A 24760-nucleotide genomic window follows, 5' to 3' on the forward strand; every position below is an offset into this window, starting at 1 on the left:
CTCGCCCTCATCCGAAAGCTCGCCCTCAACATCATCCGACAGCACCCCGCCAAGGGATCCATCAAGACCAAAATCAAGCGGGCCGGATGGGATGACGCCTTCCTCTTCTCAATGCTCGGTCATATGCGATAGCCCTGCCTATTGAGGGGAGAGGGTAGGGTGAGGGGACCGCCCCGAGACTCACCACCCGGACGAGCCGCCCCCCTCACCCTACCCTCTCCCCCCGAAGAACCGGGGGGAGAGGAGGATGGCCAAGCCACCGCCCCACCCCCTAAACTCACCCCCATGTTCACCCACCGACCCGGCGTCCTGCTCGCCATCGCCTCGGCCGCCCTGTTCGGCGCCAGCACCCCCTTCGCCAAGCTGCTGCTGGGGGGCGGGGTCAGTCCCTGGCTGCTGGCCGGCCTGCTCTATCTGGGCTCGGGCCTGGGGCTCACCCTGGTCCACCTGGCCCGCGGCGCCCTGGGGGTCCCGGCCGCCGAGGCGCCCCTGCGCCGCGCCGACCTGCCGTGGCTGGGCCTGGTGGTGCTCAGCGGCGGGATCATCGGACCCCTGCTGCTGATGCTGGGCCTGGCGACGACGGCGGCCTCCACCTCGGCCCTGCTGCTGAACCTCGAGGGCCTGGCCACCATGGCCATCGCCTGGATCGTCTTTCGGGAGAACGTCGACCGCCGCCTGCTGCTGGGCGCCGCCGCCATCCTGGCCGGCGCCGTGGTGCTCTCCTGGCAGGGCGGCCCCACCGGCCTTGGCCTCGGCGCCCTGGCCATCGCCGGCGCCTGCCTGGCCTGGGGGATCGACAACAACCTGACCCGCAAGCTCAGCGCCGCCGATCCCGTCCAGATCGCCCTGATCAAGGGCCTCGTGGCCGGCGCGGTGAACCTCATCCTGGCCCTGGCGCTCGGCGCCCAGATGCCGCCGCTGACGGCCACGCTCGCCGCCGGCCTCGTGGGCCTGCTGGGCTACGGCGTCAGCCTGGTGATGTTTGTGCTCGCCCTGCGCCACCTGGGCGCGGCCCGCACCGGCGCCTACTTCTCCACCGCCCCCTTCATCGGGGCGGGCCTGGCCATCGCCATGTTCGGCGAGCCCATCACGATGCAGCTCCTGGCCGCCTCAGCCCTGATGATCGTCGGCGTCGTCCTGCACCTGATGGAGGCCCACGAGCACCCCCACACCCACGAGGCCCTCGACCACGAACACCGCCACGTCCACGACGCCCACCACCAGCACGACCACGCCCCGGGTGACCCGCCCGGCGAGCCCCACAGCCACCCCCACCGCCACACCCCACTGACCCACACCCACCCCCACTACCCCGACCTGCACCACCGGCACGGGCACGGGGTGTAGGGTTATCTGCGCGATTGCAGTCGGCCCGCCTCCTCTCCCCCCGAAAGACGGGGGCGAGGAGGTCAGACGTACGGCTCTTCCACGCTCGGCGGCGGAAGCTCCAGCCCAGCCGCCGCCAACCGCGCGCGCAGGTCGTCCACCTCCTTCTGCAGGCGGTGGGCATCGCCGAACTTGACGATCTCGACATTGATCACCGGCGCCTCCGGCTCCAGATCCCGCTCGACCCGCGCCCCATAGACCCGGGGCGCCAGCTTGGCCGCCTGCCATTTCAGGGTGTCGATCCGCAACTTGGCCACCGCCACCGACTTGGCCGTCGCCGCCTTGGCGATGGCGCGCGCCTCGTCGAACATCCGGTGCGCCTGGATCCGCCGCGCCTCCCCGTACTGCGTCGCGAAGTCGGGATAGTCCGCCAGCCAGCGATAGACCGTCGCCGAGGACGGCAGGTCGCGGTCGGCGCACACCGCCTCCAGCCCCTGCGACCCCGCCGCCAGCCGTTCGCACACCGCGTCGGCCAGGGCCGCGTCGAACACCACCGGCCGCACCCGGATCACCAGAGGCCGCGCCGCCTGCACCGCCAGGCCCGCGGCCCTTGCCGCGTCCACGCGCGCCTTCAGGTCCGGATACCGCCTCAGCCAGGCCCGCAGCGTGCTCTCGTGCGGCATCTCCGCCTCCCGGCACACCACGGCCAGCGGCTCGCCCGCCTCCAGCCGCAGGCACACCTCCTCCACCACCGGGGCGACCTCGCCCCAGACCCGCTTCCGGCTCATGGGAATATCCTGAATTCTAAGGGATCACCGGCCGAAGGGACGCGCCGCGCGCGGTCCTGACCAATGGCGGAATTCTATCAAACCTGCGCGAAACCACAAGAACATTTAGAGAACATTTACTGAGGGCGGCACTGCCCCCAGTCAGCCGCGACCTCAGCGCGTCGCCAGAAACGCGTACCGGTTGACGCTGAAGAAGAAGGCGTCGGCCGCGATCAGGGCTTCCTGCTCGGCCCACCAGGCCTGCAGCTCGGCGTCGTCCAGGCCGAACCGCGCCCCGTTGGCCCGCACGAAGTTGCGGATGGTGCGGACCATGCCGCCCGCATAGCTGACCGGCTGCCAGCGCGGCGAGAACATCGGCACGATCTCCGTCCGGCGCACGGAAAAGCCGGCCTCGCGCAGCAGCGGACCCAGCTTCGCGGGCAGGTGCGGGTCGGCCAGGTGCGCGTCCCAACAGGCCAGCACCCGGTCCATGCGGGCCGGATCGGAGGAATGCCAGACCAGGCTCCGCCAGTCGGTGTCGAGGATCAGCGCGCGTCCCCCGGGCCGCAGCACCCGGTGCAGCTCGGCCAGGGCGCGGGGCATGTCGGCGACATATTCATAGACCTGGGTCGACACCGCCCCGTCGAAGGCGCCATCGGGCAGGTCCAGGTTCGCCGCGTCACCGACCCTGACCTCGGCCTGGGACAGCCCCGCCAGCCTGGCCGTGGCCGCCGCCACCATGGCCGGCGCCAGGTCCAGCCCCACCATCCGCCCCGACTCCCCCACCAGCCGCGCCAGATCCAGGGCCAGCAGCCCCGGCCCGACCCCCACATCCAGCAGGTGTTCGCCAGCCGCCGGGGCCAGCAGATCAATCACCCGCCCCCGCTGCGCCACCACGTCGGGCGTCATGTAGATCGCCTCCAGGGCCCTGGCCGAGTCGGCGTCGAAGGTCAGCTGGCTCAAGAGAGGTCTCCGTGTGTCGGGGTTGGCGGCCAAGACGCGGCCGGAGCATACGAGGTTATCTCCTCCTCTCCCCTTTAAAGGGGAGAGGGTAGGGTGAGGGGACCCATCGGCTACTCACCACCATGCCGAAAAGCCCCCCTCACCCTACCCTCTCCCCCCGAAAGACGTGGGGAGAGGAGAAGCGCGTACGGCCGCCCAGCGCTTCACCCCACCGGCTCCAAGTCGTTGGAATTACGCGATGTCACCGTAATCCGTCACCGTAATCCCGAATTCCCTGTCACCGTAATCCCCACCGTAATCCCGCACGTTGTCGGGACGGCTTTGACCACGATCAAGGCGACCATCGCAAAACCACCCAAGGTGGTTGGCGTCAACCAGGGTTCGGCTCTCCCGCCGGGCTGACGGCGGGCGCCTGACCTTCTTCTCGAAACGGCCTCGGCCACGGAGCTTTCCATGAAAACGATCCTCGTCGCCATCACGGCCCTCGCCCTGGCCGCCGCCCCGGCCCTGGCGCAGCAGGACCACGGCGCGCATCACCCGGACGCCCCCGCCTCGAGCGACAAGATGGACATGTCCAAGATGACGCCCGAGGAGATGCACAAGCACTGCACGGCGATGATGGGCGGGAAGATGCAGGGCACACCCAAGCACGACCACTCGGCCGAGAAGCTGGGCCATGGCCCCACGTTCAACCCCCCGAGCGAGGCGGAAATGAAGGCCATGCATGAGAAGTGCGCGGCGGACATGGCCAAGCCGAAACCCTAGCCGGCCGGGAGCTCTGAGCTCCGACAACCATACGGCGCCCTGCAGACCATCGCAGTGGCGCCGCCGGGCTGGCCGTGGCCCCGCCCCTACCCCTCCGCCAACAACCCCTCGACAAACCCCGGCAGCCAGATGTTCCGCCCCGGCTTCAGCCGCTCGGCCCGGTAGATGTGGATCAGGTCCGCATAGGCCCGGTCGAAGTTCTTGTTCACGATCACGTAGTCATAGGCGCCCCAGTGGGCGATCTCGTCCTTGCCCAGTTCCAGGCGCTGGTGGATCACCGTCTCTGAGTCCTGCTGCCGCGCGTGCAGGCGGCGCGACAGGTCCTCCCAGGAGGGCGGCAGGATGAACACCCGCACGCTGTCGTCCGGCGCGGCCTCGGCGATCTGCTTGGCGCCCTGCCAGTCGATGTCGAACAGCACGTCCTTGCCCTCGTCCAGGGCGGCCATCACCGCCCCCTTGGGGGTGCCGTAGAGGTTGCCGTTCACCTCGGCCCACTCCAGGAAGTGGCCCTCGGAGATCAGGGTCTCGAACCGCGCGCGGTCGATGAAGAAGTACTCCCGCCCCTCCTCCTCGCCCGGCCGCGCATCGCGGGTGGTGGCCGAGATCGACAGGGTCATGTCGCCGTGGTCGGCCACCAGGCGGCGTGACAGCGAGGTCTTGCCCGCCCCGGCCGGGCTCGACACCAGCAGCAGCAGGCCGCGGCGGGTGGTTTCCCAGGGTTTGGCGTGGTCGTCGGTCATCGCGGGCTATTCCACATTCTGCACCTGTTCGCGGAACTGCTCGATGGTCGCCTTCAGCTCCAGGCCCACGGTGGTCAGACCCGGCAGGGCCGACTTGGAGCACAGGGTGTTGGCCTCGCGCATGAATTCCTGGGTCAGGAAGTCCAGCCGCCGTCCGGCCGGGCCCTCGCCGGCCATCAGCGACCGCGCGGCGTCCACATGCCCCGCCAGCCGGTCCAGCTCCTCACGCACATCGGCCTTCACCGCCAGGGCGGCGGCCTCCACCACGATCCGCTCGGCGATGCCCGGCGTGTCGGGCGCCAGCTCGTTCATCCGCCGCTCGAAGCGCTCCTTGATGGCGGCCGACTGCCCGGCGGCCTCGGTCTCCGCCTGGGTCACCAGGACCGCGACCCGGTCGATCTGGCCGGCAAGCACGATGGCCAGGGCCGCGCCCTCCTCCCGCCGGTTGGCCAGCAGGGCGTCGAGCGCGCCGTTGAGGCTGGCCGCCATGGCCGCCTCCACCGCCGCCAGGGTCTCGGGATCGTCGGCGGTCTCCCCGGCCTCGATCACGCCGCGCAGGGCCAGCAGGCCGTCCAGGCTCGGCGTCGTCGCCCGCCCATCGGCCACCAGCTGCGCGCCCACCGCCAGGTAGCGTTCCACCTGGTCCAGATTGATGGTGACCTTGCCGCCGGGGTCGGTCCGCTTGCCGGTGATCCCGATGGTGACATTGCCCCGCTGGAAACGCGCCTGCGCCGCCTCACGGGCCGTCCGGTCCAGGGCGTCGAACCCCGGAATGCCGCGATAGCGGATCTCCAGGTTGCGCCCGTTCACCGAACGCGCCTCCACCGACCAGCTCCAGTCGCCGCATGCCGCCTCCGCGCGGCCAAATCCCGTCATGCCGGACAGGGGCATCAGGAAACTCCGACCCAGTATCCTTCTCCCCTTGCGGGAGAAGGTGGCCGGTCGGAGACCGGTCGGATGAGGGGTCGCGCTGATCTGTCAGACCAAACACCCCCGTCATCCCGGCCAAGGCCCGTCAGGGCCGCAGAGCCGGGACCCAGGGGCAACCACACTGCGCCAGCCCCGGGGTCCCGGCTCGCCGCTTCGCTGCGGCCGGGATGACGACACCTGGACAGGTCCGCACGACCCCTCATCCGACCCTGCTCCGCAGGGCCACCTTCTCCCGCAAGGGGAGAAGGAACCCGAGTCGTCTGGCTCAAGGTTCCACCGTCACCGCCGGCGCGTCGACGGGCGCGCCGCCGGCCAGGCCGGGCTCGGGCGCCGCCACCGCCGGCGCCGACCCGCGGGTGCGCTCGATGGCGCGCCACTTGGCGACATTGGCGTTGTGCTCGGCCAGCGTCGAGGCGAAGACGTGCCCCCCCGTGCCGTCGGCCACGAAATAGAGCTCCGTGGTCTTGGGCGGGTCCAGCACCGCGGCGATGGCCGCCCGGCCCGGATTGGCGATCGGCGTCGGCGGCAGGCCGTTGATGGCGTAGGTGTTGTAGGGCGTCTCCGCCGCCAGCTCCGAGGCGCGGATGCCGCGCCCCAGCGGCCGGCCCTGGGTGATGCCGTAGATGATGGTCGGGTCGCTCTGCAGGCGCATGCCCTGGCGCAGGCGGTTGATGAACACCGCCGCCACCCGGGGCCGCTCACTGGCCTGGCCCGTCTCTTTCTCCACGATGGAGGCCAGCGTGATGGCCTCCTCCGGGGTGCTGAAGGGCAGGCCCGGCTGGCGCTTGGACCACAGGCTGGCCACGAGCTGGTCGCGGGCGTCCATCATCCGGCGCAGCACGGCCGAACGGTCCTCGCCGCGCTCGTACTGATAGGTCTCGGGCAGGATCGAGCCCTCGGGCGGGGCGGCGGCCACCCCGGTCAGATCGCTCTTGGCGGCCAGGGCCTCCACCACCATCTCGCTGGTGCGGCCCTCGGGAATGGTGATCTGGTGGCGGACGATCTTGCCGTCGCGGATGTCGGCCAGGATGCTGGCCATCGAGGCGCGACTGGCGATCTCGTACTCGCCGGCCTTCAGCCTGCGCGCCGCGCCCGTCACCTGGGCGGCGGCCACGAAGATCGGGGCCGAGCGGATCACCCCCTCATGCGACAGGGTCGAGGCGATCTCGGGCAGGCTCGAGCCGTGCCGCAGCATGACCGTGGTCATGTCGCCGCTCTTGGCTGTGGGGCCGGGGCCCTGGAACGACCAGGCCACCCACACCGCCACCAGCATGCCGGCCACCGCCAGCGTCGCCGCCGCGCTCAGCAGCATGATCATCAGCCTGCGCATGGGGGAGAGGCCGCCGGCCTTCTTGGGCGCTCGGGGCCTCTTGCTCACGTGACCTTCTTGAACACAACCGACGCGTTGGTCCCGCCGAAGCCGAAGCTGTTGGACAGGGCGTACTCGATCGCCATCGGTTTCGCCTTGTGCGGGATCAGGTCGATGACCGTCTCAACCGAGGGATTGTCCAGGTTCAGGGTCGGCGGCGCGATCTGGTCGCGGATGGCCAGGCAGGCGAAGGCCGCCTCGATGGCGCCCGCCGCGCCCAGCAGGTGGCCGGTGGCCGACTTGGTGGAGGACATGGAGATGTCCTTGGCGTGGTCGCCCATCAGCCGGGTGACGGCGCCCAGTTCGATCTCGTCGCCCATGGGGGTCGAGGTGCCGTGGGCGTTGACGTAGTCGATCTCGGTCGGCGGAATGCCGGCGTCCTTCAGGGCCATCTGCATGGCGCGGAAGCCGCCGTCGCCGTCCTCGGCCGGCGAGGTGATGTGATAGGCGTCGCCGGCCAGGCCGTAGCCCACGACCTCGGCGTAGATCTTCGCACCGCGCGCCTTGGCGTGCTCGTACTCCTCGAGGACGACAATGCCGGCGCCCTCCCCCATCACGAAGCCGTCGCGGTCCTTGTCATAGGGACGGCTGGCCTTGGTGGGGGCGTCGTTGAAGTTGGTCGACATGGCGCGGGCGGCGATGAAGCCGGCCATGCCCACCGGGCAGATGGCCGCCTCGGCCCCGCCGGCGATCATGATGTCGGCGTCGCCGTACTTGATCAGCCGGGCGCCGTCGCCGATGGCGTGGGCGCCGGTGGCGCAGGCCGTCACCACCGAGTGGTTGGGGCCCTTGAAGCCGTAGCGGATGGAGACCTGGCCCGAGGCCAGGTTGATCAGGGCCGAGGGGATGAAGAACGGGCCGATGCGGCGCGGGCCCTTCTCGTGCAGCTCGATGGCGTTCTTCTCGATGGTGGCCAGGCCGCCGATGCCCGAGCCGATGATGACCCCGGTGCGCTGCTTGTCTTCCTCGGTCTCCGGAACCCAGCCGGAATCCTTCACCGCCTCGTCGGCCGCGGCCATGGCGTAGAGGATGAAGTCGTCCACCCGGCGCTGGTCGCGGGCGCTCATGGTCTGGTCGGGGTCGAAGGAGCCCGGCACGTCGGGGCCGCCGCCGCCACGTCCGTCAACGCGCGGGACCTCGAAGGCCACCTGACAGCCATAGTCGGCCGGATCAAAGGTGGTGATCCGGCCTGCGCCGGACTTGCCCTCGAGGAGCGCCTTCCAGGTGTGCTCGGTCCCCTGCCCCAAGGGGGTCAGCAGACCGATGCCGGTGACCACGACTCGACGCATAGCGGGGCTCCAAAACGCAGACCGCCGCGGCTCATGTGAGCGTCGCGGCGGTCAAATCTTGAACGAACTCTGGGCCTTAGGCGCCCAGACGCTCTCCGATGAACTTCACCGCGTCGCCGACGGTCTGGATGTGCTCCGCCGCGTCGTCGGGGATCTCGATATCGAATTCTTCTTCGAAGGCCATCACCAGTTCGACGTTGTCGAGGCTGTCGGCGCCCAGATCGTCGATGAAGCTCGCCTTCTCGGTGACCTTCTCCGGATCGGCGTCGAGGTGTTCGATGACGATCTTACGCACGCGCTCGAGGATGTCGGACATCAGGTTTAGTTCCTCAATTAGTCACTTGATCCATCCGTGACCGCCGACATGTTGTCAACCGGTACGGAGCTTCGATTTCGGCCTTGGCCCAACCGCTTCGGGCGTGGCCGTAGCATGTTCGGTTGGCGGAGGCCAACAGGTTAGATCATCGCCATGCCGCCGTTCACATGCAGGGTCTGCCCCGTCATGTAGGCGGCCTCATCGCTGGCCAGATAAACGCACGCCGCGGCCACATCGCTCCCCAAACCCAGGCGGCCAGCGGGAATAGTCGCCAGGATCTGAGCCTTCTGGGCCTCGTTCAGGGCGTCGGTCATGGGGCTCTCGATGAAGCCCGGCGCCACGCAATTGACCGTGATCCCACGGGTGGCGACCTCCTGGGCCAGGGCCTTGGAAAACCCGATCATGCCCGCCTTGGAGGCCGCGTAATTGGCCTGGCCGGGATTGCCCATCACCCCCACCACCGAGGTGATGCCGATGATCCGGCCCGCCCGGCGCTTCATCATCCCGCGCATGGCCGCCCGACTGAGTCGGAAGTAGCTCTCCAGGTTCACCTTCAGGACGGACTCCCAGTCCTCGTCCTTCATGCGCATCAGCAGCCCGTCCTTGGTGATGCCGGCGTTGGCCACCAGGATGTCGAGCGGAGCGCCGGCGGCCTCCTCGGCCTTGGCGATCAGGCCGTCCACTGATTCGGCGTCGGCCAGGTTGGCCGGGGCGATGGAGGTACGCTCGCCCAGCGCCTTGGCCAGCTCGGCCAGGACCGGCTCGCGGGTCCCCGACAGCACCACGTGCGCGCCCTGGGCGTGCAGGGCCCGGGCGATATGGGCGCCGATGCCGCCGGTCGCACCGGTGACGAGGGCGGTCTTTCCAGTCAGGTCGAACATCAGAGGCTGCTCGCGAAGGCTTCAAGGTCGGCAGGCGTATTCAGCGGCGTGGCCTCGGCGTCCGGCGCGATGCGCTTGGCCATGCCCGACAGGACCTTGCCCGAGCCGGCCTCGGCGAAGCGGGTCACCCCGCCCTCCTCCACCAGCCAGATCATGCTCTCGCGCCACCGGACGCGGCCGGTGACCTGTTCCACCAGCAGGCGGCGGATCTCTTCCGGGTCCAGCGTCGGACGGGCGGTGATGTTGGCCACCAGCGGCGCGCGGGGCGCCAGGATCGTGGCGGCGCCCAGGGCCTTGGCCATCTCGTCGGCCGCGGGCTGCATCAGCGGGCAGTGGAAGGGCGCCGAGACGTTCAGCGGGATGGCCCGCGCGCCCAGCTCCTTGGCCTTCTCAATGGCGGCGTCGACGGCGGCCTTGGCCCCGGAGATCACCACATTGCCGTTGTTGTTGTCGTTGGCGACGACGCAGACGCCAAAGGCCGAGCCCGCCTTGGCGGCCTCCTCGGCCAGGGCCACGTCACTCTTGGGCCCGATCAGGGAGGCCATGGCCCCCTCGCCCACCGGTACGGCCCGCTGCATGGCCTGGCCGCGCAGCTTCAAGAGACGCGCGGTGTCGGCCAGGCTGATGGCGCCGGCGGCGGCCAGCGCCGAGTACTCACCCAGCGAGTGGCCGGCCACGAAGGCGGCCTTGTCGACCCCGATCTTGAATTCCTTCTCCAGGGTCCGGCTGACCGCCAGGCTGACGGCCATCAGGGCCGGCTGGGCGTTCTCGGTAAGGGTGAGCTGATCCTCCGGCCCCTCCTTCATCAGCTTGAACAGCTTCTGGCCAAGGGCGTCGTCGACTTCCTGGAACACTTCGCGCGCGCTGGCGAAGGCTTCGGCGAGGTCGGCGCCCATGCCCACGGCCTGGCTGCCCTGGCCGGGAAAGAGAAAGGCGAGGCTCATCTGGGGCTCCCTTCGGCGCGCGTTGGCGCCACTTCGATTCAAGGGCGGAGGGTTAGGGGATTGCGCCCCGCCGGGCAAGGCGGCCCGCATTCCGCGACGACAGGCTGGAAATCGCCACGCTCCCCCCGCAAGCTGGTCAAAACCCTGGGAGGGAAAGCCATGCGCGCCGTCATCCGCCGCAACAAGCAGCTGGTCTGCGACGAGATCGAGGACCTGACACCCGGCGCCGGCCAGGTCCTGGTCAAGACCCTCGCCTGCGGGATCTGCGGCTCGGACCTGCACGCCCTGCACCACATGGAACACATGATCGAGACCACCCGCCGCGCCAGCGGCGGGGATGGCGGCGCCATGGGCGGCGGCTTCGACCCCACGGCGGACACGGTGTTCGGCCACGAGTTCTGCGCCGAGATTCTGGAACACGGGCCTGGGACCACGGGCCTGTTGAAGCCCGGAACCCGCGTCGTCAGCGTGCCGGCCACCATCACCGGGACCGGCGTCGAACTTCTGGGCTATTCAAACAACCTGCCCGGCGGCTTCGCCGAGCGGATGATCCTGTCGGAGATGATGCTGCTGGAGGTCAGGAACGGCCTGCCCACCGACCAGGCGGCGCTCACCGAGCCCTTCGCGGTCGGCGCCCATGCCGTGGCCAAGGCGCGGCTCGACAAGGACAGTGTCAGCCTGGTGATCGGCTGCGGGCCGGTGGGCCTGGCGGTGATCGCGGGCTTGAAGGCCAAGGGCCACGGCCCGGTCATCGCCGCCGACTACTCCCCGCGCCGTCGCGCCGCCGCCGAGATGCTGGGCGCCGACGTGGTGATCGATCCGGCCAGTGAGAGCCCGCACGCCCGCTGGGAGGCCTTTGGCGTGCCGACGGCCCGCGCCGCCCAGAACATGGCCAGGATGATGGGCAAGACCTTCGGCCAGCCGGTGGTCTTCGAATGCGTCGGCTCGCCCGGCATCCTGCAGCATCTCATCGAGGCCAGCCCCGCCGGCAGCCAGATCGTGGTGGCCGGCGTCTGCATGGAGACCGACAAGATCGAACCCGCCATCGCCATCACCAAGGAGATGGAGCTCACCTTCGTGTTCGGTTATTCGCCCGAGGAGTTCGCCCACACCCTGCACCAGATCTCCGAGGGCGTGATCGATGTCAGCCGCGTGGTCACCGGCAAGGTCGGCCTGTCCGAAGTGGCGCAGGCCTTTGTCACCCTCGGCGACCCCGAGGCCCATGTGAAAATCCTGGTGGAGCCCGGTCGTTGAGAACCTCCTTTATAAGCTTTCCCACCTCCGCCGGCCTCAACGTCGCTGGCCTGTTGCGCACGCCGCGTGAGGCCGGCGACCCGGTCGGCGCGGTCCTGATCTGCCACGGCTCCGACGGGGTCGATGGGCGCGGCGAGTACTATGCGGGCGCGCTCAACGCCGCAGGCTTCGCGACCCTGGAGATCGACATGTGGGCGGCGCGCAGCACGTCCCGCGGCGCCGCGGGCCGCCCGCGCTCGCCCATGGAGACCTTGCCCGACGCTTTCGGGGCGCTGAAGTTCCTGGGCGAGCAGCCGGAGATAGATCCTGCCCGCGTGGGCATCCTCGGCTTCTCCTGGGGCGGGGTGGTCAGCCTGCTCAGCGCCACCAAGGGCCGGGCCGATCCCCTGCGCGGAGACCTGGCGGGCTTCGCGGCCCACGTCGCCCACTACCCGGTCTGCTACGCCTATGCCGCCGATCCGCGCATGGCCCTGACCGACCTGACGGGCGCGCCGATCCTGATCCAGACCGGCGACATCGACACCTACGATCATCCTGACGCCGGGGAGAAGCTGGCGGCGGCGCTGGCCGCCCAGGGCACGGCGCCGGTCCGCAACATCACCTATGCTGGGGCTGGCCACGGCTTTGACCGCGATCTGCCGGCCCAGACCATCAACGACCCCTTCGCCCACAACGGCGCGGGAGGACCGGTGCTGATGGAATTCAACAAGCCAGCCGCCGAGGCGGCGCGCGCCGAGGTGGTCGCGTTCTTCACCGCGGCGTTCTAGGCAACACAGCGCCGCCTGACGCGTTCACGGACTCGAACTTCGTGGAGGGTATCATGGCGGCGCGTCCAACCTGGCAGGGGCACCTTCGGCTCTCGCTCGTTTCCTGTCCGGTGGCCCTCTACACGGCCACCAGCCGGACCGGCGACGTGTCCTTCAACATGCTCCACAAGACCACCCACAACCGCATCCGGATGATCCCCACCGATCCGGAGACCGGGCCGGTCGAGCGCTCCGACATCGTCAAGGGCTACGAGATCGAGAAGGACCACTACGTCGTGGTCACGCCCGAGGAAATCGACAGTGTCCGCCTGGAGAGCACCAAGACCATCGACATCGACAAGTTCGTCGACGCCGAGGAGATCGACCGCCTCTATTGGAACGACCCCTACTTCCTGGTCCCGGACGGCAAGGTGGCCGTCGAGGCCTTCACCGTCATCCGCGAGGCCATGCAGAAGGCCGGCAAGATCGCCCTGGGCCGCCTGGTCATGCACCAGCGCGAACGCATGCTGGCCATGGAGCCGCGCGGCAAGGGCCTGGTGGCCTACACCCTGCGCACCTTCGACGAGGTCAAGAAGCCCGAGAGCTTCTTCGACGACATCCCGGAGGTGAAGGCCGACAAGAACATGATCGAGATCGCCGCCAAGATCATCGAGCAGCAGGAGGGCGACTTCGACGCTTCGGAGTTCAAGGACCGCTACGAGGAAGCCCTGCGCGCCTTGATCCAGGAAAAGGAAAAGGGCGCGGGCCGCAAGGTCACCGTCGACGAGCCCAAGGGCGCGGAAGTCATCGACCTCATGGAGGCCCTGCGCCGCAGTCTGGCTGGAGACAAGAAGGGCGCCGCGAAGGCTGGAAAAGCCCCCGCCAAGAAGGCCGCCGCCAAGTCCGCGCCGGCGAAGAAGCGGGCCTGACCACCCTTCCCCTAAACTTTCCCCAGCCGCTTGATCGCAGGCGCCAGGGGCCGCTCGCTGTCGCAATATTCCTCCCACGCCGTCAGCTTCTTCAGCAGGCCCGGCACGGTGCGGATCGTGTACTTCGCCGGATCGAGGCCCTTCTTCACCTGGCTCCAGGTCACCGGCAGGGACACCGGCGCGCCCGGACGGCCGCGGGGTGAGAATGGGGCCACCGCCGTCGACATGCGGTCATTGCGCAGATAGTCGAGGAAGATGCGGCCACCCCGGTCCTTCTTGGCCATGGTGATCAGGAACTTGTCCGGCGCGTCCAGGGCCATGGCCTTGCATACATCCCGGGCGAAGGCCTTGGCCGTCGGCCAATCCACCTTGCCGGCCTTCAACGGCGTCACCACGTGCAGACCCTTGCCGCCGGTGGTCTTGCAGAAGCTGACCAGCCCCAGGGCCTCCAGCCGGTCGCGCACCTCGCGCGCGGCCTCGATCACCGAGTCGAAGTCCACGTCGGGCGCGGGATCGAGGTCGAACACCAACCGCCCGGGAACCTCCGGCTTGAAGGGCTCGCAGTTCCAGGGGTGCAATTCCACCGCCCCGATCTGGGCGGCGGCAACCAGGGCCTCGGGACGATCGATCTGCAGATAGGGCTTGTGATCCCCCGACACCTCGACCTCGGTGAACAGGGCTGATGACCCCCGCGAGGCGTGCCGCTGGAAGAAGGTCTCACCGCCGGCGATGCCGTCCGGCATGCGGATGATGGAACAGGGCCGGCCCTTGATATGCGGCAGGATCACGTCGGCGACCGTCTCATAGTACCGGGCCAGGTCCAGCTTGGTGACCGGCTTGCCGTCGTGAGCGTCCGGCCAAAGCGGCTTCTCGGCGCTGGAGATCGTCACGCCCATCACAACCGAGGAGCCCCTCGGCGACACGGTCTTCGACACGACGGCCTTAGGCGTCGGCTCCGCCAGGTCGGCGCTTTCGGCCGGCGCCGGGATCTCGGCCTCCACCTCCTGGGCCGGCTTGTCGGCGCGCAGGCCCTTGAAGGCGGCCTGCCGGATCGAGCCGTCGCCCGTGAAGCCGGCATATTCAATCTCGGCCACCAGTTCGGGCTTCACCCAGTGTACGCCGGCGGCTTTCTTGGGCGCGCCCTTGCCGCTGAAGGGGCTCTTGTCCGTCTCCAGGGCCTTGAGCTTGGGCATCAGGCTGTCGACCTTGTCCCGGCCAAAGCCGGTGCCGATCCGGCCGACATGGGCCAGGTGGCCCTCGCGGTAGACCCCGGCGATCAGCGAGCGGAAGGCGTCGCCCGTCGTCGTCCAGCCGCCGATAACCACCTCATGGCCCTGGCGGCATTTCGACTTGGCCCAGGTGTCGCTGCGGCCCGAGCGATAGGGCGCGTCGATCCGCTTGGAGATGATGCCTTCCAGGTCCATGCGGCAGGCCGACTGCAGCACCGCGTCGCCCGCGCTGAGGAAGTGGTCGACATAGCGCACATTGGCCGGCGGCATGGCCAGCAAGGCCTTCAGCCGTGCCTTGCGCTCCGAAAGCGGCAGGGCCCGCAGGTCTTCGCCGTCCACGAACAGCAGGTCGAAGACGAAGAAGATCAGGTCATCGGTCTTCTCCGCCGAGATCGCCGCCTGCAGCGCCGCGAAGTCCGGCGCCCCAGTATGGTCTAACGCCACCACCTCGCCGTCGATGATGCTGTCTGGCAGGCCGGCGCCGGCCTTCACGATCGCCTTGAACTTGGCCGACCAGTCCAAGCCCTTGCGGGTCTTCAGGGCCGCCTCGCCGCCCTGGGTGCGCAGCTGCATCCGGTAGCCGTCGAACTTGATCTCGTGGGCCCAGCCCGGCCCCTGCGGCGGCTTTTCCAGCGACTTGCAGAGCTGCGGCTCCACGAAGTCCGGCAGGGTCGCAACGATCCTGGCCTTGGTGGCCTTGGCCGGCCTGGCGGTGGTCTTGGTCATCTTCGGCGAGGCTGCGGCTGTCGAGTTGGCGTTCTGATGACTCTGCCACACTGCGTCGGCGGCGGTCTTGGAGGCGGTCATGAAGGGCGGCGCGGGCTTGCCCTCCCCCGCCGCGATCTGGGCCATGGTGCGGTCCGAGGCGATGGAGCGGTCCTCGGCGGCCAAGGCCCCGCCCTCACCCTCCACGGCGCCCTCGTCGCGATGCTTGATCAGCAGCCAGTTGTGACGCTTGGACTTGGCGTCGTCCCGCAGGCGCACCAGCACCCACGAGCCGTGCAGGCGGCCGCCCTCCATGACGAACTTCAGCTCGCCCTTCTTCAGGGCCTTGTCGACATCCTCCATGCCGGGTTCCGGCGCCCAATAGCCCCGGTCCCACAGCTGCACCGTGCCACCGCCATACTGGCCCTTGGGAATCGTCCCCTCGAAGTCGCCATAGTCGAGCGGGTGGTCCTCCACCTCCACCGCCAGGCGCTTGTCGGCGGGGTCGAGCGACGGGCCACGGGTCACGGCCCAGGACCTGAACACCCCCTCGTGTTCCAGCCGCAGGTCGAAGTGGAGGCGGGTCGCCGCGTGCTTCTGGATGACGAACCGCAGGCGCTCGGACGTCACCACCTTGGCGTCACGCCCGGAGGGCTCCGCCGTCTGTCCAAAGTCCCGCATCTCCTGGTAGCGCGCGAGTTTCGACGTGGCCATGGCCGCCTCCGTTTCCGGTTAGAACTGGCGAAACGATTGACGCGGATACTCGATCCAGGGCCGCACGAAGTTCAAGGGTGGATAACAAGGTCTTACAGCTAAGCCTTTGAACCTGCGGGAAAACGTCGCAATCCACAGTTGCCTGTTGCGGCGATTCCGCGCGCGCCTTACCAAAGTTGGACGCTGAGGGGCGTGTAGTGTGGTGACCTTTTAATGGCTTTGACCATCTCCGGTGATCCGTCCGCCCTCGGAATCGGGATGGACGCCGAACCCTCACCCCAGGCCTTCCAGTCCGCCGACGCCCGTGGCGGCGTGTCCGGCGGCAAGGAGAGCTTCACGGTCGCCGAGGCCGCCAACCGCCTGGTGGGCGGCGAACCGGGTTGGTCCCATGCGCTGGGTGTGGGCTTCACGATCACCTACGGCTTCCGCGCCGATGCGCCCAACGCCATGCCCGACGACGCCACGGGCTTCAGCCGGTTCAACGCCACCCAGATCACCACCGCCGAACAGATCCTGAAGGGCTGGTCCGACGTCGCCAACATCACCTTCGTTCGGGTGGGCGCGGGCGCCAGCGGCGAGGCCGCCTACAGCAATTCCGCCAGCATCCTGTTCGCCAATTATTCCGGCGGCGTCGAAGGCGCCTCAGGCTTCAGCTATTATCCGGGGCGGATCGACTTCTCCTCATCGTCCGGGGACGTCTGGATCTACAGCGGGTCCAACTACAATGTGAATCCCACCATCGGGAACTACGGCGGTTCGGTCCTGGTCCACGAACTGGGGCACGCCATCGGCCTGGCTCATCCCAGCGACTACGACGCCAGCGACGAGGCCTCACCCACCTACAGTTCCAGCGCCGACTATGCCGAGGACAGCCGGCAGTACACGGTGATGAGCTACTTCAGCGAGACCAACACCGGCGGCGCCTTCGCAGGGACCTATTCCGCGGCGCCGATGCTGGACGACATCGCCGCCGCCCAGCTGGAATACGGCGCCAACACCGCCACCCGCACCGGCGACACCACCTACGGCTTCAACTCCAACGCCGCGCGGCCCTGGTTTGAGGCCACGTCGAGCGGTAGCCGGCTGGTCTTCGCCGTCTGGGACGCCGGCGGCAAGGACAGCTTCGACTTTTCCGGCTTCGGCCAGAACCAGATCATCGACCTGCGCGCAGGCTACTTCTCGAACGTCGGCGGCCTGACCGGCAATGTGGCCGTGGCCGTGGGCGCGGTGATCGAGAACGCCATCGGCGGCTCCGGCTCCGACCAGATCAACGGCAACAGTTCCGCCAACAACATCGCCGCGGGCCTGGGCAATGACACCGTCGACGGCGGCGCGGAGGACGACTATCTGCGCGGCGATTCTGGCGACGACAGCCTGATCGGCGGCGCGGGCTTCGACGACATCAACGGCAACCAGGGCGACGACACCGTCCGCGGCGGCGACGGTCCTGACTGGGTCGTCGGCGGCCAGGCCCACGACCGCCTGTTCGGCGACGCCGGGGACGACGTGGTCTATGGCAACCTCGGAAATGACACCCAGGACGGCGGCGATGGCCGCGACTGGGTCCGCGGCGGCCAGGGCTCAGACAGCATCGCCGGGGGCGCCGGCGACGATTGGATGTCCGGCGATCTCGGCGACGACACTGTCAGCGGCGGAACCGGCGCGGACATCTTCCACACCTGGGGCGCGGCCGGCCTTGACCGCGTGACGGACTTCAGCCGCGCCGAGGGCGACCGCGTCCAGGTCGATGTGGGCACGGTCTACACAGTGGCCCAGCTGGGCGCCGACACGGTGATCTCCATGACCGGCGGCGCGCAGATGGTGCTGCAGAACGTCCAGGCCGCCAGCCTCACCGGCGGCTGGATCTTCGCCGGCTAGCGGACCGCTAGGCGGCCCGGCGCGCCGGCCTGCCGGTGGGCGCGTCGCTGACACGGAACTTGGCGGCCGAGGCGGCCAAGCTCTGGGCCTCCGAAGACATCCCGTGGCTCGCCGCCGTGGACTGCTCGACCATGGCCGCGTTCTGCTGAGTCATCTGATCCATCTGGTTGACTGCGGTATTGACCTCGGCGAGGCCCACGGCCTGCTCCTGGGCGCTGGCGGCGATCTCGGTCACCAAGCCGTCGATTTCGGCCACACGGCCGACAATACGTTGCAGGGCCTCACCGGTCTGAGCGACAAGTTGGACACCGGAACTCACCTGCGCGGTGGAGGTGCTGATCAGGGCCTTGATCTCCTTGGCCGCCTCGGCCGAGCGTTGGGCAAGCGCCCTCACCTCGGAAGCGACCACGGCGAAGCCGCGGCCAGCTTCGCCGGCTCGGGCCGCCTCGACCCCGGCGTTGAGGGCCAGCAGGTTGGTTTGGAACGCGATCTCGTCGATCACCCCGATGATCTGGCTAATCTGCTGCGCAGAGTTCTCGATCTGGCCCATGGCCAGGACGGCCTGCTGCACCACGTCACCGCTGTTCTGAGCGTCTCCCCGCGCCGCCAGGACCACATCGGCGGCCGACTTGGCGCCGCTGGCGGTCTTGCGCACGGTTACGGTGATCTCGTCCAAGGCCGCGGCGGTTTCCTCCAGCCCCGCCGCCTGCTGTTCAGTGCGGCGGGAAAGGTCGTCGGCCGCGGAGGAGATTTCGGCCGAGCCGTTGCGGATGATCTGCGCCGAGGCGACCATGCCGGCCAGGGCCTGCTCCAGCCGCTCGGAGGCGGCGTTGAAGTCCACGCGCAGGGTTTCGTACTTCGCGGGGAACGCTTGGGGAATGCGAACCGTCAGGTCCCCCTCGGACAGTTGTTTCAAGCCCTGAGCCAGGCCGTCCACCACCACCACGGCATCCTCCTCGACGGTCTTCTGGAAGACTTCACGGTCCCGCGCCGCGGCTCCCTCGGCCAGGCGGGCGGCCTCGACCTGCTTGACCGACTCCTCCGCCACCTGCCGAGCCTCGGCGGCCGCGGCCAGGGCGGCGTTCGAGCGGACGAACATTCCCGAAATATTGAAGGCGGCCGACATCAGCACGGCGGCCTCAATCACCAGGATCACGGCGTGGACGATGACGCGGCCCAGGTCCCCGCCGCCAGGAAACACCAGGGCCGGCGCCACGAAGCTCAGCAAGAGGTGGTGGACAGCCACGACCGAAGCCCCGACGGCGATCGCCCGCCAGTCGCAGGAGACGATCAGCACTGCGAGGGCGGCGAAATAAGCCATGTGCATATCGACCTGCCACGGCTTGCCGGCGAAGGCAGCCACCAGCAGGGACACCGAGCCCATCAGGGCGGCCGCGGAGGCCAACCGCACGGCCGGCCCCTTCCGGCTCAAGCGCCAGAAAAGGGTGACCGCGCCGGCAAGGCCCGCGGAGGCGAGGACAAGGCCAACCCAGGGCGCCTTTCCGAGGAAACTGATCACCGCGGTGAGCGGGACCATCACCCAGAGCATGATCACCACAAGGCGGTCCGCGAACCGGCGCTGATCTTCAATCGACTCGAACATGGCGACTCCTAGACGGCGCAGGGAGCGACCGGGCCGGGGTGAATGGAAAACAGCGCGCCAGCGGCCCGTAGGCGCGTGGCCGCGTCGGCGCCGGGGGTGCGGACAATGATGATGAAGGGCAGGGTTCCGACCGCCAGCACAGCGCCGGCGTCGGAGGCAGCCATCAAACTAGCCTCGCCGCCCCACCAAGGCGGGAAAACGCCCGCCGCTTCATGGGGATCGAGAGGACGCGCGCCGAGCAGGGTGGCGGCAGCCACGCTGGCGAGGGAGATTAGCCCGATGAAGATCAGGCTTGAGGGGGATAAACGCTCAGATTCCGGGCTGCGAACCATGTTATCTGATTGCAGGCGACGTGCTTTCCGAAAGCTTAACCTCCCGGGGGTGCGACAAATTGCGCCCGGAAGCTAAGGGGCGCCGCGCTTCGGAAAACGGCGCGATCCAGGGAGGCGCTCAGGGCTCGTTGTCGTCCTCATAGTCGCCCGCGACTTGAACCGCGACCTTCTTGGCGCGCGGCTTCGGCGGGGCCTTCGGCGGAACGCGGGACAGGCGATCGGCCAGCTCGGCGTCGATCAGGGGCAGCAAAGCGGCGGCCTGCTCGGCCTGGCGCGCGACGTCGGAATTTTCGAGGCGCTGCGCGTTGGCGCGCAGATTGGCGAGGCCTTCGTCGTCGAGCGTGGGGATCAGATCGGCCATGGACATGGGCAGCTCCCGTCAGCGCGAACGCCGCGCAAAAAGACCGGGGCCGGCGCGAGGATCGCGCCGGCCCCTTATCGTCTTAGGCCGACTTCAGATTGACGGCGCTTTCCTTGCCGGAGCGCTGGTCGCGCTCCATGTCGTAGGAAACCGTGTCGCCTTCGTTGAGACCATTGAGGTCCGAACGCTCGACGGCGGAGATGTGGACGAAGACGTCCTTGCCGCCGTCAGCCGGCTGGATGAAGCCGAAGCCCTTGGTGGAATTGAACCATTTGACAGTACCGGTCGCCATGACAGCCTCCGAGAGATGCGTAGGCTCGCCGGAAGAGCCCGGCGGGCCATCGAGGTCTGAGAGGGTCGGCTTCGAAAGTTCCGCGCGCTGAGCGAGAGGGCTTAAGAGCGTTGCGCGGCAGAGATCGACGCAGGCATCATGCGCCTTTCCCGGGCCATAGACCAGACAATCCGCCGCCTGCTGCGTTGCGGGCGATGACATGGGCGTGATAGGCCGCGCCTCATGACCGACCAACCCGAGCCCACGCCTGAGGAACTCAAGGCCGCCCATCGCCGCAAGTGGTTCGGCCGCGCCCTGCTGATCGGCTTCGGAATCCTGCTCATCCTGCAGATGATCCCCTTCCTGATGCGCTCGGGCCTCGGCTAACCTTCGCCGAACATTCGTTTGACAGGCCGCGCCGGCCCTCCGGTAAGATGTCCGCAATGACGCCGCGTAAGGCGTCGCGGAGGAACCTGCATGCGCCTGACCCAACCCCGGATTCAACCCGTCGATCTCGGCAAGCTCGACGAAGCCCAGACCGAGGTCCTGGCCCCCATGGTGGCCACGGGTCGGGTGCTCAACATCTTCCGGACCATGGTCAACGCCCCCAAGGCGGCCAAGGGCTTCCTGGCCTGGGGCAACTACATCCTGTCGCGCCGCAATGACCTGCCCGGCCGCGAGCGGGAGATCGTCATCCTGCGCATCGGCTATCTCTGCAAGTCCGGCTACGAGTGGACCCAGCACGTGCCCATCGGCAAGCGCGAGGGCCTGACCGCCGAGGAGTGCGAGCGCATCAAGGGCGGCGCCGAGGCCCCCGGCTGGAGCGCCGCCGACCAGGCGCTGCTCAAGGCCTCCGATGAACTGCACCACGACCAGTTCATCACCAACGCCACCTGGGCCCAGTTGAAGGCCCACTTCAGCGACAAGCAGTGCATGGACGTGGTCTTCACCGCCGGCCAGTACACCCAGGTCTCGATGATCCTGAATTCCTTCGGGGTGCAGCTTGATGAGGGCCAGACCCTCGATCCCGACCTGAAGGGATTCTGAGCATGGGCGACCGCCTGAAGGGCAAGACCGCCATCATCGTCGGCGCCGGCCAGACGCCCGGGGAGACCATCGGCAATGGGCGGGCCATGTCGATCCTGTTCGCCCGCGAGGGCGCGCAGGTCCTCTGCGTCGACCGCGTCGCGGAGCGCGCCGAGGAGACTGCCGCCATGATCGTGGCCGAGGGCGGCCAGGCCACGGCCTTCACCGCCAACGTCACCAAGGCCGACGACGTCGCGGCCATGATCGAGGCCGGCAAGGAACGGCTCGGCCGCATCGACATCCTGGTCAACAATGTCGGCATCGGCGGCGGCGACGGTCCGGCCCACCGGGTCGAGGAGGCCGCCTTCGACCGCATCCTGTCGGTCAACCTCAAGGGCATGTGGCTGACCATCAAGGCCGCCATCCCCACCATGCGGGAACAGGGTGGCGGGGCCATCGTCAACATCTCGTCCCTGGCCGGAATCGCGGGAGGCAACCAAGTCGCCTACGAGGTCTCCAAGGCGGCGGTGAACCGCCTGACCACCAGCGTCGCCCAGTCCAACGCCGCCAAGGGCGTCCGCTGCAACGCCATCATGCCGGGCCTCATGGACACCCCCATGGCCGTGGCCGGCATCGCCCAGGCCAGCGGCCAGGAGCAGGAGGCCGTTCGCGCCGCCCGCAATGCGCGGGTTCCGCTGGGCGGGAAGATGGGCAACGCCTGGGACACCGCCTATGCGGCTCTGTTCCTGGCCTCCGACGAGGCCGGCTTCATCACCGGGGCGATCCTGCCCGTGGACGGCGGCATGGGGAGCCGGATCGGATGATCCTGCAACGCAGAACCTTCCTGGCCGGGGCCGGCGCGCTCGCCGCCTCCCCCGCCCTGGCCGCGACCGGTCTTGTCCATGTGAAGCTCACCACCCCGGTAGGCGCCATCACCCTCGCCCTGAACCAGGGCAAGGCCCCGATCACCGTGGCCAACTTCCTGCGCTACACCGACACCAAGCGCTATGACGGCGCGACCTTCTACCGGGCCTCCCGGCCCAAGGGCTACACGGCCGACGACTACGGCTCGATCCAGGGCGGGCTGCAGAACGACCCGGCCAAGGTGATGAAGCCCATCGGTCATGAGCCGACGACCAGGACCGGCCTGTCCCACACCGACGGCGCCATCTCCATGGGCCGCTTCGCCCCGGGCAGCGCCACCTCGGACTTCTTCATCTGCATCGGCGACAACACCTATCTGGACGCCAACCCCAAGGCCAAGGGCGACAACCTGGGCTTCGCCGCCTTCGGCTATGTGGTCGAGGGCATGGACGTGGTGCGCAAGATCCTCGTCAAGCCGCGCGACCCCAATGCCGGGGTCGGCGTCATGAAGGGCGAGATGCTCAAGCCTCCGGTCAAGATCCTCAGCGCGCGCCGGACGACGGCGCCCGTCCCGAAGGTCGAGGCCCCGCCGGTCGAGGCCGCACCGGCAGCGCCCGCGGAGCCGGCTGTGACGCCGGCGCCGGCTGCGCCCGCTACGCCTTCGCCGCCGGCGGCGGCGCCCCAGGGGTAAGCCGCCGCTGGGCCAGGGCCGCGCAGGACGCCTGCCCGATCGGCCCCTGCTCGTCATAGAGCCAGCATTCGCCGATCGCCACGCCGTCGGTGGCATGGTGGTCGGCGACCTCGAACCCGATCCACTCGGTGGCCGGCAGGCGGTGCAGATAGACCGTCACGTCGGAGTTGATATAGCCCAGCCCCTCGGTGCTGGAATTGGCGAAGGGGCTGGAGAAGTCCGCCGCCAGGGACACCCGCTGGAACGGCGTCAGCGGCGCGCCCTCCACCATCTCGCGGACCTCGCTCATCCAGGTCTTGCGCGGGCCGGGCTGGCCGAAGCCGCCGGTGATCGGCCGCATGGCCCACATGCCGCCCATGCCCTGGCGCCCATCGGTGGGAGGCTCAATGTCGGCGGGCTTGGGGACGTCCCAGTCAGGACGATGCCAGGACTCGCCCGGCGAATTCTCGGTGCGCTTCAGGAACTGCACCGAGGCCCGCGCCATGCTGACCCCGCCGGAGATGAACTCGGCGTCGACGACCCGGATGCGATTGCCGTCGCGGACCACGGTGGTCTTGACCTCGATGGGGTCGAAGCCCGGCAGCCGGTACATGTCCACCGTCAGGCGGGCCGGCATGAAATCAGGACTGCCGTGCCTGGCCTCGATCTCGAAACCGAGCAGGCCGACGATGACGCGGCCGTGCAGGGACTGAGGATTCCAGGGACCACGGCAGGACGGTTGCGGGACGTAAAATTGACCGTCCCTTTTGAAAAAAGGTTCGTTTTGCATGGGGCGGGACCATGACGGATTCCCGCTGGCGGCGCGACCCCGCGCTCACCCAGTTTTTCTAGGCGGGAGTATAGACCGCAAGGTTCCTGCGGATCCGCGCCAGGATTGGTTCATCTCCCGCGTCGACCTCGAAGGTCTGGCCGGTGATGGTCTCGAAGGCCTGGATATAGACCCGCGCCGTCTCGTCGATCATCTCGGCCGGGATCTCCGGGATGGGGTCCTTATACGGATCGCAGCGGGCGGCCACCCAGGACCGCACGAAGTCCTTGTCGAAGCTGTCGGGCCGCTCGCCCTTGGCGAACTTCTCCGCATAGGTCTGGGCGAACCAGTAGCGGCTGGAGTCCGGAGTGTGGATCTCGTCGGCCAGGATGATCTGGCCGTTTCGGTCGACGCCGAACTCGTACTTGGTGTCCACCAGGATCAGGCCGCGGGCCGCCGCCATCTCCTGACCGCGGGCGAACAGCGCCAGGGCGTACTTCGACAGGGTCTCCCACTGCAGGGCGCTCAATAGACCCTGCTCGACGATCTCGGCGGGGGTCAGCGGGGCGTCGTGGTCGCCGTCATTGGCCTTGGAGGTCGGCGTGATGATTGGGGTCGGGAGTTTCTGGTTGTCCGCCATCCCGTCAGGCAGCCGGTGGCCGTACATCTCCCGCTCGCCCCTCCTATACAGCGTCAGGATCGAGGTGCCCGTGGTCCCGGCCAGATAGCCGCGCACCACGATCTCCACCGGCAGGATATCCAGGCGCGTGCCCACCACCACATTGGGGTCGGGATAGGCCAGGACGTGGTTGGGGCAGATGTCGGCCGTGGCGTCGAACCAGAACCGCGCCGTCTGGGTCAGGACCTGCCCCTTGTAGGGGATCACCGCCAGGATGGAGTCGAAGGCCGAGAGCCGGTCGCTGGAGATGATCACGATCCTGCCGTCGCCCAGGTCGTAGGTGTCGCGCACCTTGCCCCGGTAGTGATTTGGCAGCTCTGGAAACTTGGCGTCCGCCAGGATCTGGTCAGGACGCGCCGGAAGGGTCGGTTTCATTGTCTCGCTATGCTGCGAAGACAAAGCGACGTCCAGTTCGTATGATCACCGAACCCCGGAGAAAC

Annotated in this window: 26 protein-coding genes and 1 pseudogene; 11 read left to right on the top strand and 16 right to left on the bottom strand. The window is 68.6% G+C overall.

The features are described 5' to 3' along the window. Together Q8N10_RS12395 and Q8N10_RS12400 are read left to right on the top strand one after the other, a co-directional pair. Positions 1-132: pseudogene (locus tag Q8N10_RS12395) on the top strand (ISAs1 family transposase); the annotation flags it as partial. 153 nt (positions 133-285) lie between these two features. After that, a complete protein-coding gene (locus tag Q8N10_RS12400) occupies positions 286-1347 on the top strand; it encodes a DMT family transporter (protein WP_304774709.1) in 1062 nt (353 codons plus the stop codon). A gap of 62 nt (positions 1348-1409) precedes the next feature. Here Q8N10_RS12400 and Q8N10_RS12405 read toward each other — a convergent pair whose 3' ends face one another. Both Q8N10_RS12405 and Q8N10_RS12410 read right to left on the bottom strand, forming a co-directional pair. Continuing rightward, the gene (locus tag Q8N10_RS12405; protein WP_304774711.1) at positions 1410-2114 is read right to left on the bottom strand and encodes a hypothetical protein; all 705 of its coding nucleotides are present in this window, start codon (positions 2112-2114) and stop codon (positions 1410-1412) included. A gap of 153 nt (positions 2115-2267) precedes the next feature. After that, positions 2268-3056 (bottom strand): methyltransferase domain-containing protein, encoded by a 789-nt coding sequence (locus Q8N10_RS12410; protein WP_304774713.1) that lies wholly within the window; start codon positions 3054-3056, stop codon positions 2268-2270. 453 nt (positions 3057-3509) lie between these two features. Between Q8N10_RS12410 and Q8N10_RS12415 the strand changes: the two genes are divergently transcribed. Beyond that, positions 3510-3821, top strand: a complete 312-nt coding sequence (locus Q8N10_RS12415; RefSeq protein WP_304774715.1) for a hypothetical protein — start codon at positions 3510-3512, stop codon at positions 3819-3821. 86 nt (positions 3822-3907) lie between these two features. Here the strand turns inward: Q8N10_RS12415 and gmk are convergent, their stop codons facing one another. The 7 genes from gmk to fabD all read right to left on the bottom strand — a co-directional run bounded on the left by gmk (position 3908) and on the right by fabD (position 10290). After that, positions 3908-4561 carry a guanylate kinase gene (gene gmk, locus Q8N10_RS12420; protein WP_304774717.1) on the bottom strand — a complete coding sequence of 218 codons (654 nt, stop codon included), beginning with the start codon at positions 4559-4561 and terminating at the stop codon, positions 3908-3910. A gap of 6 nt (positions 4562-4567) precedes the next feature. Then, on the bottom strand, positions 4568-5452 hold the full coding sequence (locus Q8N10_RS12425) for a YicC/YloC family endoribonuclease (protein WP_304774719.1): 885 nt from the start codon (positions 5450-5452) through the stop codon (positions 4568-4570). Positions 5453-5756: 304 nt separating this feature from the next. Then, positions 5757-6821: an endolytic transglycosylase MltG gene (gene mltG / locus Q8N10_RS12435; protein ID WP_370690163.1), complete on the bottom strand. Its 1065-nt coding sequence runs from the start codon at positions 6819-6821 to the stop codon at positions 5757-5759. 44 nt (positions 6822-6865) lie between these two features. Continuing rightward, a complete protein-coding gene (fabF, locus tag Q8N10_RS12440; RefSeq protein ID WP_304774722.1) occupies positions 6866-8149 on the bottom strand; it encodes a beta-ketoacyl-ACP synthase II in 1284 nt (427 codons plus the stop codon). Between the two features lie 76 nt (positions 8150-8225). Beyond that, on the bottom strand, positions 8226-8465 hold the full coding sequence (locus Q8N10_RS12445; RefSeq protein WP_056019455.1) for an acyl carrier protein: 240 nt from the start codon (positions 8463-8465) through the stop codon (positions 8226-8228). A gap of 140 nt (positions 8466-8605) precedes the next feature. Then, positions 8606-9346: a 3-oxoacyl-[acyl-carrier-protein] reductase gene (gene fabG / locus Q8N10_RS12450; RefSeq protein ID WP_304774724.1), complete on the bottom strand. Its 741-nt coding sequence runs from the start codon at positions 9344-9346 to the stop codon at positions 8606-8608. After that, entirely contained in the window at positions 9346-10290 is a 945-nt protein-coding gene (fabD, locus tag Q8N10_RS12455) for an ACP S-malonyltransferase (RefSeq protein ID WP_304774725.1), read from the bottom strand. The genes fabG and fabD overlap by 1 nt, the downstream gene beginning before the upstream one ends. Positions 10291-10449: 159 nt before the next feature. Here fabD and Q8N10_RS12460 point away from each other — a divergent pair, with 159 nt between their 5' ends. Genes Q8N10_RS12460 through Q8N10_RS12470 form a run of 3 tightly spaced genes read left to right on the top strand, consistent with a single transcriptional unit; the run spans position 10450 to position 13219 of the window. Continuing rightward, the gene (locus Q8N10_RS12460) at positions 10450-11544 is read left to right on the top strand and encodes a zinc-binding dehydrogenase (RefSeq protein WP_304774727.1); all 1095 of its coding nucleotides are present in this window, start codon (positions 10450-10452) and stop codon (positions 11542-11544) included. After that, positions 11541-12311 (top strand): dienelactone hydrolase family protein, encoded by a 771-nt coding sequence (locus Q8N10_RS12465; protein ID WP_304774729.1) that lies wholly within the window; start codon positions 11541-11543, stop codon positions 12309-12311. Before Q8N10_RS12460 ends, Q8N10_RS12465 begins: the two co-directional genes overlap by 4 nt. A gap of 53 nt (positions 12312-12364) precedes the next feature. Further along, complete coding sequence (locus Q8N10_RS12470; RefSeq protein ID WP_304774731.1) at positions 12365-13219, top strand: Ku protein; 855 nt, start codon at positions 12365-12367, stop codon at positions 13217-13219. 11 nt (positions 13220-13230) lie between these two features. On the opposite strand, the gene ligD is transcribed toward Q8N10_RS12470, so the two are convergent. Beyond that, on the bottom strand, positions 13231-15867 hold the full coding sequence (gene ligD, locus Q8N10_RS12475; RefSeq protein ID WP_304774733.1) for a DNA ligase D: 2637 nt from the start codon (positions 15865-15867) through the stop codon (positions 13231-13233). A 258-nt stretch (positions 15868-16125) separates the two neighbouring features. On the opposite strand from ligD, the gene Q8N10_RS12480 reads away from it, so the two are divergent. After that, positions 16126-17745: a M10 family metallopeptidase C-terminal domain-containing protein gene (locus tag Q8N10_RS12480; protein ID WP_304774735.1), complete on the top strand. Its 1620-nt coding sequence runs from the start codon at positions 16126-16128 to the stop codon at positions 17743-17745. Positions 17746-17752: 7 nt separating this feature from the next. Here Q8N10_RS12480 and Q8N10_RS12485 read toward each other — a convergent pair whose 3' ends face one another. The 4 genes from Q8N10_RS12485 to Q8N10_RS12500 all read right to left on the bottom strand — a co-directional run bounded on the left by Q8N10_RS12485 (position 17753) and on the right by Q8N10_RS12500 (position 20333). Next, complete coding sequence (locus tag Q8N10_RS12485) at positions 17753-19348, bottom strand: methyl-accepting chemotaxis protein (RefSeq protein WP_304774737.1); 1596 nt, start codon at positions 19346-19348, stop codon at positions 17753-17755. A gap of 8 nt (positions 19349-19356) precedes the next feature. Continuing rightward, positions 19357-19512 carry a hypothetical protein gene (locus Q8N10_RS12490; protein ID WP_304774739.1) on the bottom strand — a complete coding sequence of 52 codons (156 nt, stop codon included), beginning with the start codon at positions 19510-19512 and terminating at the stop codon, positions 19357-19359. Between the two features lie 286 nt (positions 19513-19798). Then, on the bottom strand, positions 19799-20041 hold the full coding sequence (locus Q8N10_RS12495) for a hypothetical protein (protein WP_304774741.1): 243 nt from the start codon (positions 20039-20041) through the stop codon (positions 19799-19801). Between the two features lie 82 nt (positions 20042-20123). Then, positions 20124-20333, bottom strand: a complete 210-nt coding sequence (locus Q8N10_RS12500; RefSeq protein WP_215340899.1) for a cold-shock protein — start codon at positions 20331-20333, stop codon at positions 20124-20126. Between the two features lie 222 nt (positions 20334-20555). Between Q8N10_RS12500 and Q8N10_RS12505 the strand changes: the two genes are divergently transcribed. The 4 genes from Q8N10_RS12505 (at position 20556) to Q8N10_RS12520 (ending at position 22893) form a co-directional block, all read left to right on the top strand. Further along, on the top strand, positions 20556-20699 hold the full coding sequence (locus Q8N10_RS12505) for a hypothetical protein (RefSeq protein ID WP_304774744.1): 144 nt from the start codon (positions 20556-20558) through the stop codon (positions 20697-20699). A gap of 90 nt (positions 20700-20789) precedes the next feature. Further along, a complete protein-coding gene (locus Q8N10_RS12510) occupies positions 20790-21359 on the top strand; it encodes a carboxymuconolactone decarboxylase family protein (protein WP_304774746.1) in 570 nt (189 codons plus the stop codon). 2 nt (positions 21360-21361) lie between these two features. Then, entirely contained in the window at positions 21362-22162 is an 801-nt protein-coding gene (locus Q8N10_RS12515; protein WP_304774748.1) for an SDR family NAD(P)-dependent oxidoreductase, read from the top strand. After that, on the top strand, positions 22159-22893 hold the full coding sequence (locus Q8N10_RS12520) for a peptidylprolyl isomerase (protein WP_370690160.1): 735 nt from the start codon (positions 22159-22161) through the stop codon (positions 22891-22893). Before Q8N10_RS12515 ends, Q8N10_RS12520 begins: the two co-directional genes overlap by 4 nt. On the opposite strand, the gene Q8N10_RS12525 is transcribed toward Q8N10_RS12520, so the two are convergent. Together Q8N10_RS12525 and Q8N10_RS12530 are read right to left on the bottom strand one after the other, a co-directional pair. Continuing rightward, positions 22856-23662: a thioesterase family protein gene (locus Q8N10_RS12525; RefSeq protein ID WP_304774750.1), complete on the bottom strand. Its 807-nt coding sequence runs from the start codon at positions 23660-23662 to the stop codon at positions 22856-22858. The genes Q8N10_RS12520 and Q8N10_RS12525 overlap by 38 nt on opposite strands. Positions 23663-23720: 58 nt before the next feature. Beyond that, complete coding sequence (locus Q8N10_RS12530) at positions 23721-24695, bottom strand: phosphoribosylaminoimidazolesuccinocarboxamide synthase (protein ID WP_304774752.1); 975 nt, start codon at positions 24693-24695, stop codon at positions 23721-23723. Positions 24696-24760 lie beyond the last annotated feature (65 nt).

The organism is Phenylobacterium sp. (genome assembly GCF_030693625.1).
GTDB classification, from domain to species: domain Bacteria; phylum Pseudomonadota; class Alphaproteobacteria; order Caulobacterales; family Caulobacteraceae; genus Phenylobacterium; species Phenylobacterium ferrooxidans.

Coding starts and splice junctions, on each gene's coding strand:
- Q8N10_RS12400 (WP_304774709.1), top strand. CDS start 286: ATGTTCACCCACCGACCCGGCGTCCTGCTCGCCATCGCCTCGGCCGCC.
- Q8N10_RS12405 (WP_304774711.1), bottom strand. CDS start 2,114: ATGAGCCGGAAGCGGGTCTGGGGCGAGGTCGCCCCGGTGGTGGAGGAG.
- Q8N10_RS12415 (WP_304774715.1), top strand. CDS start 3,510: ATGAAAACGATCCTCGTCGCCATCACGGCCCTCGCCCTGGCCGCCGCC.
- gmk (WP_304774717.1), bottom strand. CDS start 4,561: ATGACCGACGACCACGCCAAACCCTGGGAAACCACCCGCCGCGGCCTG.
- Q8N10_RS12425 (WP_304774719.1), bottom strand. CDS start 5,452: ATGCCCCTGTCCGGCATGACGGGATTTGGCCGCGCGGAGGCGGCATGC.
- mltG (WP_370690163.1), bottom strand. CDS start 6,821: ATGCGCAGGCTGATGATCATGCTGCTGAGCGCGGCGGCGACGCTGGCG.
- fabF (WP_304774722.1), bottom strand. CDS start 8,149: ATGCGTCGAGTCGTGGTCACCGGCATCGGTCTGCTGACCCCCTTGGGG.
- Q8N10_RS12445 (WP_056019455.1), bottom strand. CDS start 8,465: ATGTCCGACATCCTCGAGCGCGTGCGTAAGATCGTCATCGAACACCTC.
- fabG (WP_304774724.1), bottom strand. CDS start 9,346: ATGTTCGACCTGACTGGAAAGACCGCCCTCGTCACCGGTGCGACCGGC.
- fabD (WP_304774725.1), bottom strand. CDS start 10,290: ATGAGCCTCGCCTTTCTCTTTCCCGGCCAGGGCAGCCAGGCCGTGGGC.
- Q8N10_RS12460 (WP_304774727.1), top strand. CDS start 10,450: ATGCGCGCCGTCATCCGCCGCAACAAGCAGCTGGTCTGCGACGAGATC.
- Q8N10_RS12470 (WP_304774731.1), top strand. CDS start 12,365: ATGGCGGCGCGTCCAACCTGGCAGGGGCACCTTCGGCTCTCGCTCGTT.
- ligD (WP_304774733.1), bottom strand. CDS start 15,867: ATGGCCACGTCGAAACTCGCGCGCTACCAGGAGATGCGGGACTTTGGA.
- Q8N10_RS12480 (WP_304774735.1), top strand. CDS start 16,126: ATGGACGCCGAACCCTCACCCCAGGCCTTCCAGTCCGCCGACGCCCGT.
- Q8N10_RS12485 (WP_304774737.1), bottom strand. CDS start 19,348: ATGTTCGAGTCGATTGAAGATCAGCGCCGGTTCGCGGACCGCCTTGTG.
- Q8N10_RS12490 (WP_304774739.1), bottom strand. CDS start 19,512: ATGGCTGCCTCCGACGCCGGCGCTGTGCTGGCGGTCGGAACCCTGCCC.
- Q8N10_RS12495 (WP_304774741.1), bottom strand. CDS start 20,041: ATGGCCGATCTGATCCCCACGCTCGACGACGAAGGCCTCGCCAATCTG.
- Q8N10_RS12500 (WP_215340899.1), bottom strand. CDS start 20,333: ATGGCGACCGGTACTGTCAAATGGTTCAATTCCACCAAGGGCTTCGGC.
- Q8N10_RS12505 (WP_304774744.1), top strand. CDS start 20,556: ATGACCGACCAACCCGAGCCCACGCCTGAGGAACTCAAGGCCGCCCAT.
- Q8N10_RS12510 (WP_304774746.1), top strand. CDS start 20,790: ATGCGCCTGACCCAACCCCGGATTCAACCCGTCGATCTCGGCAAGCTC.
- Q8N10_RS12515 (WP_304774748.1), top strand. CDS start 21,362: ATGGGCGACCGCCTGAAGGGCAAGACCGCCATCATCGTCGGCGCCGGC.
- Q8N10_RS12520 (WP_370690160.1), top strand. CDS start 22,159: ATGATCCTGCAACGCAGAACCTTCCTGGCCGGGGCCGGCGCGCTCGCC.
- Q8N10_RS12525 (WP_304774750.1), bottom strand. CDS start 23,662: ATGCAAAACGAACCTTTTTTCAAAAGGGACGGTCAATTTTACGTCCCG.
- Q8N10_RS12530 (WP_304774752.1), bottom strand. CDS start 24,695: ATGAAACCGACCCTTCCGGCGCGTCCTGACCAGATCCTGGCGGACGCC.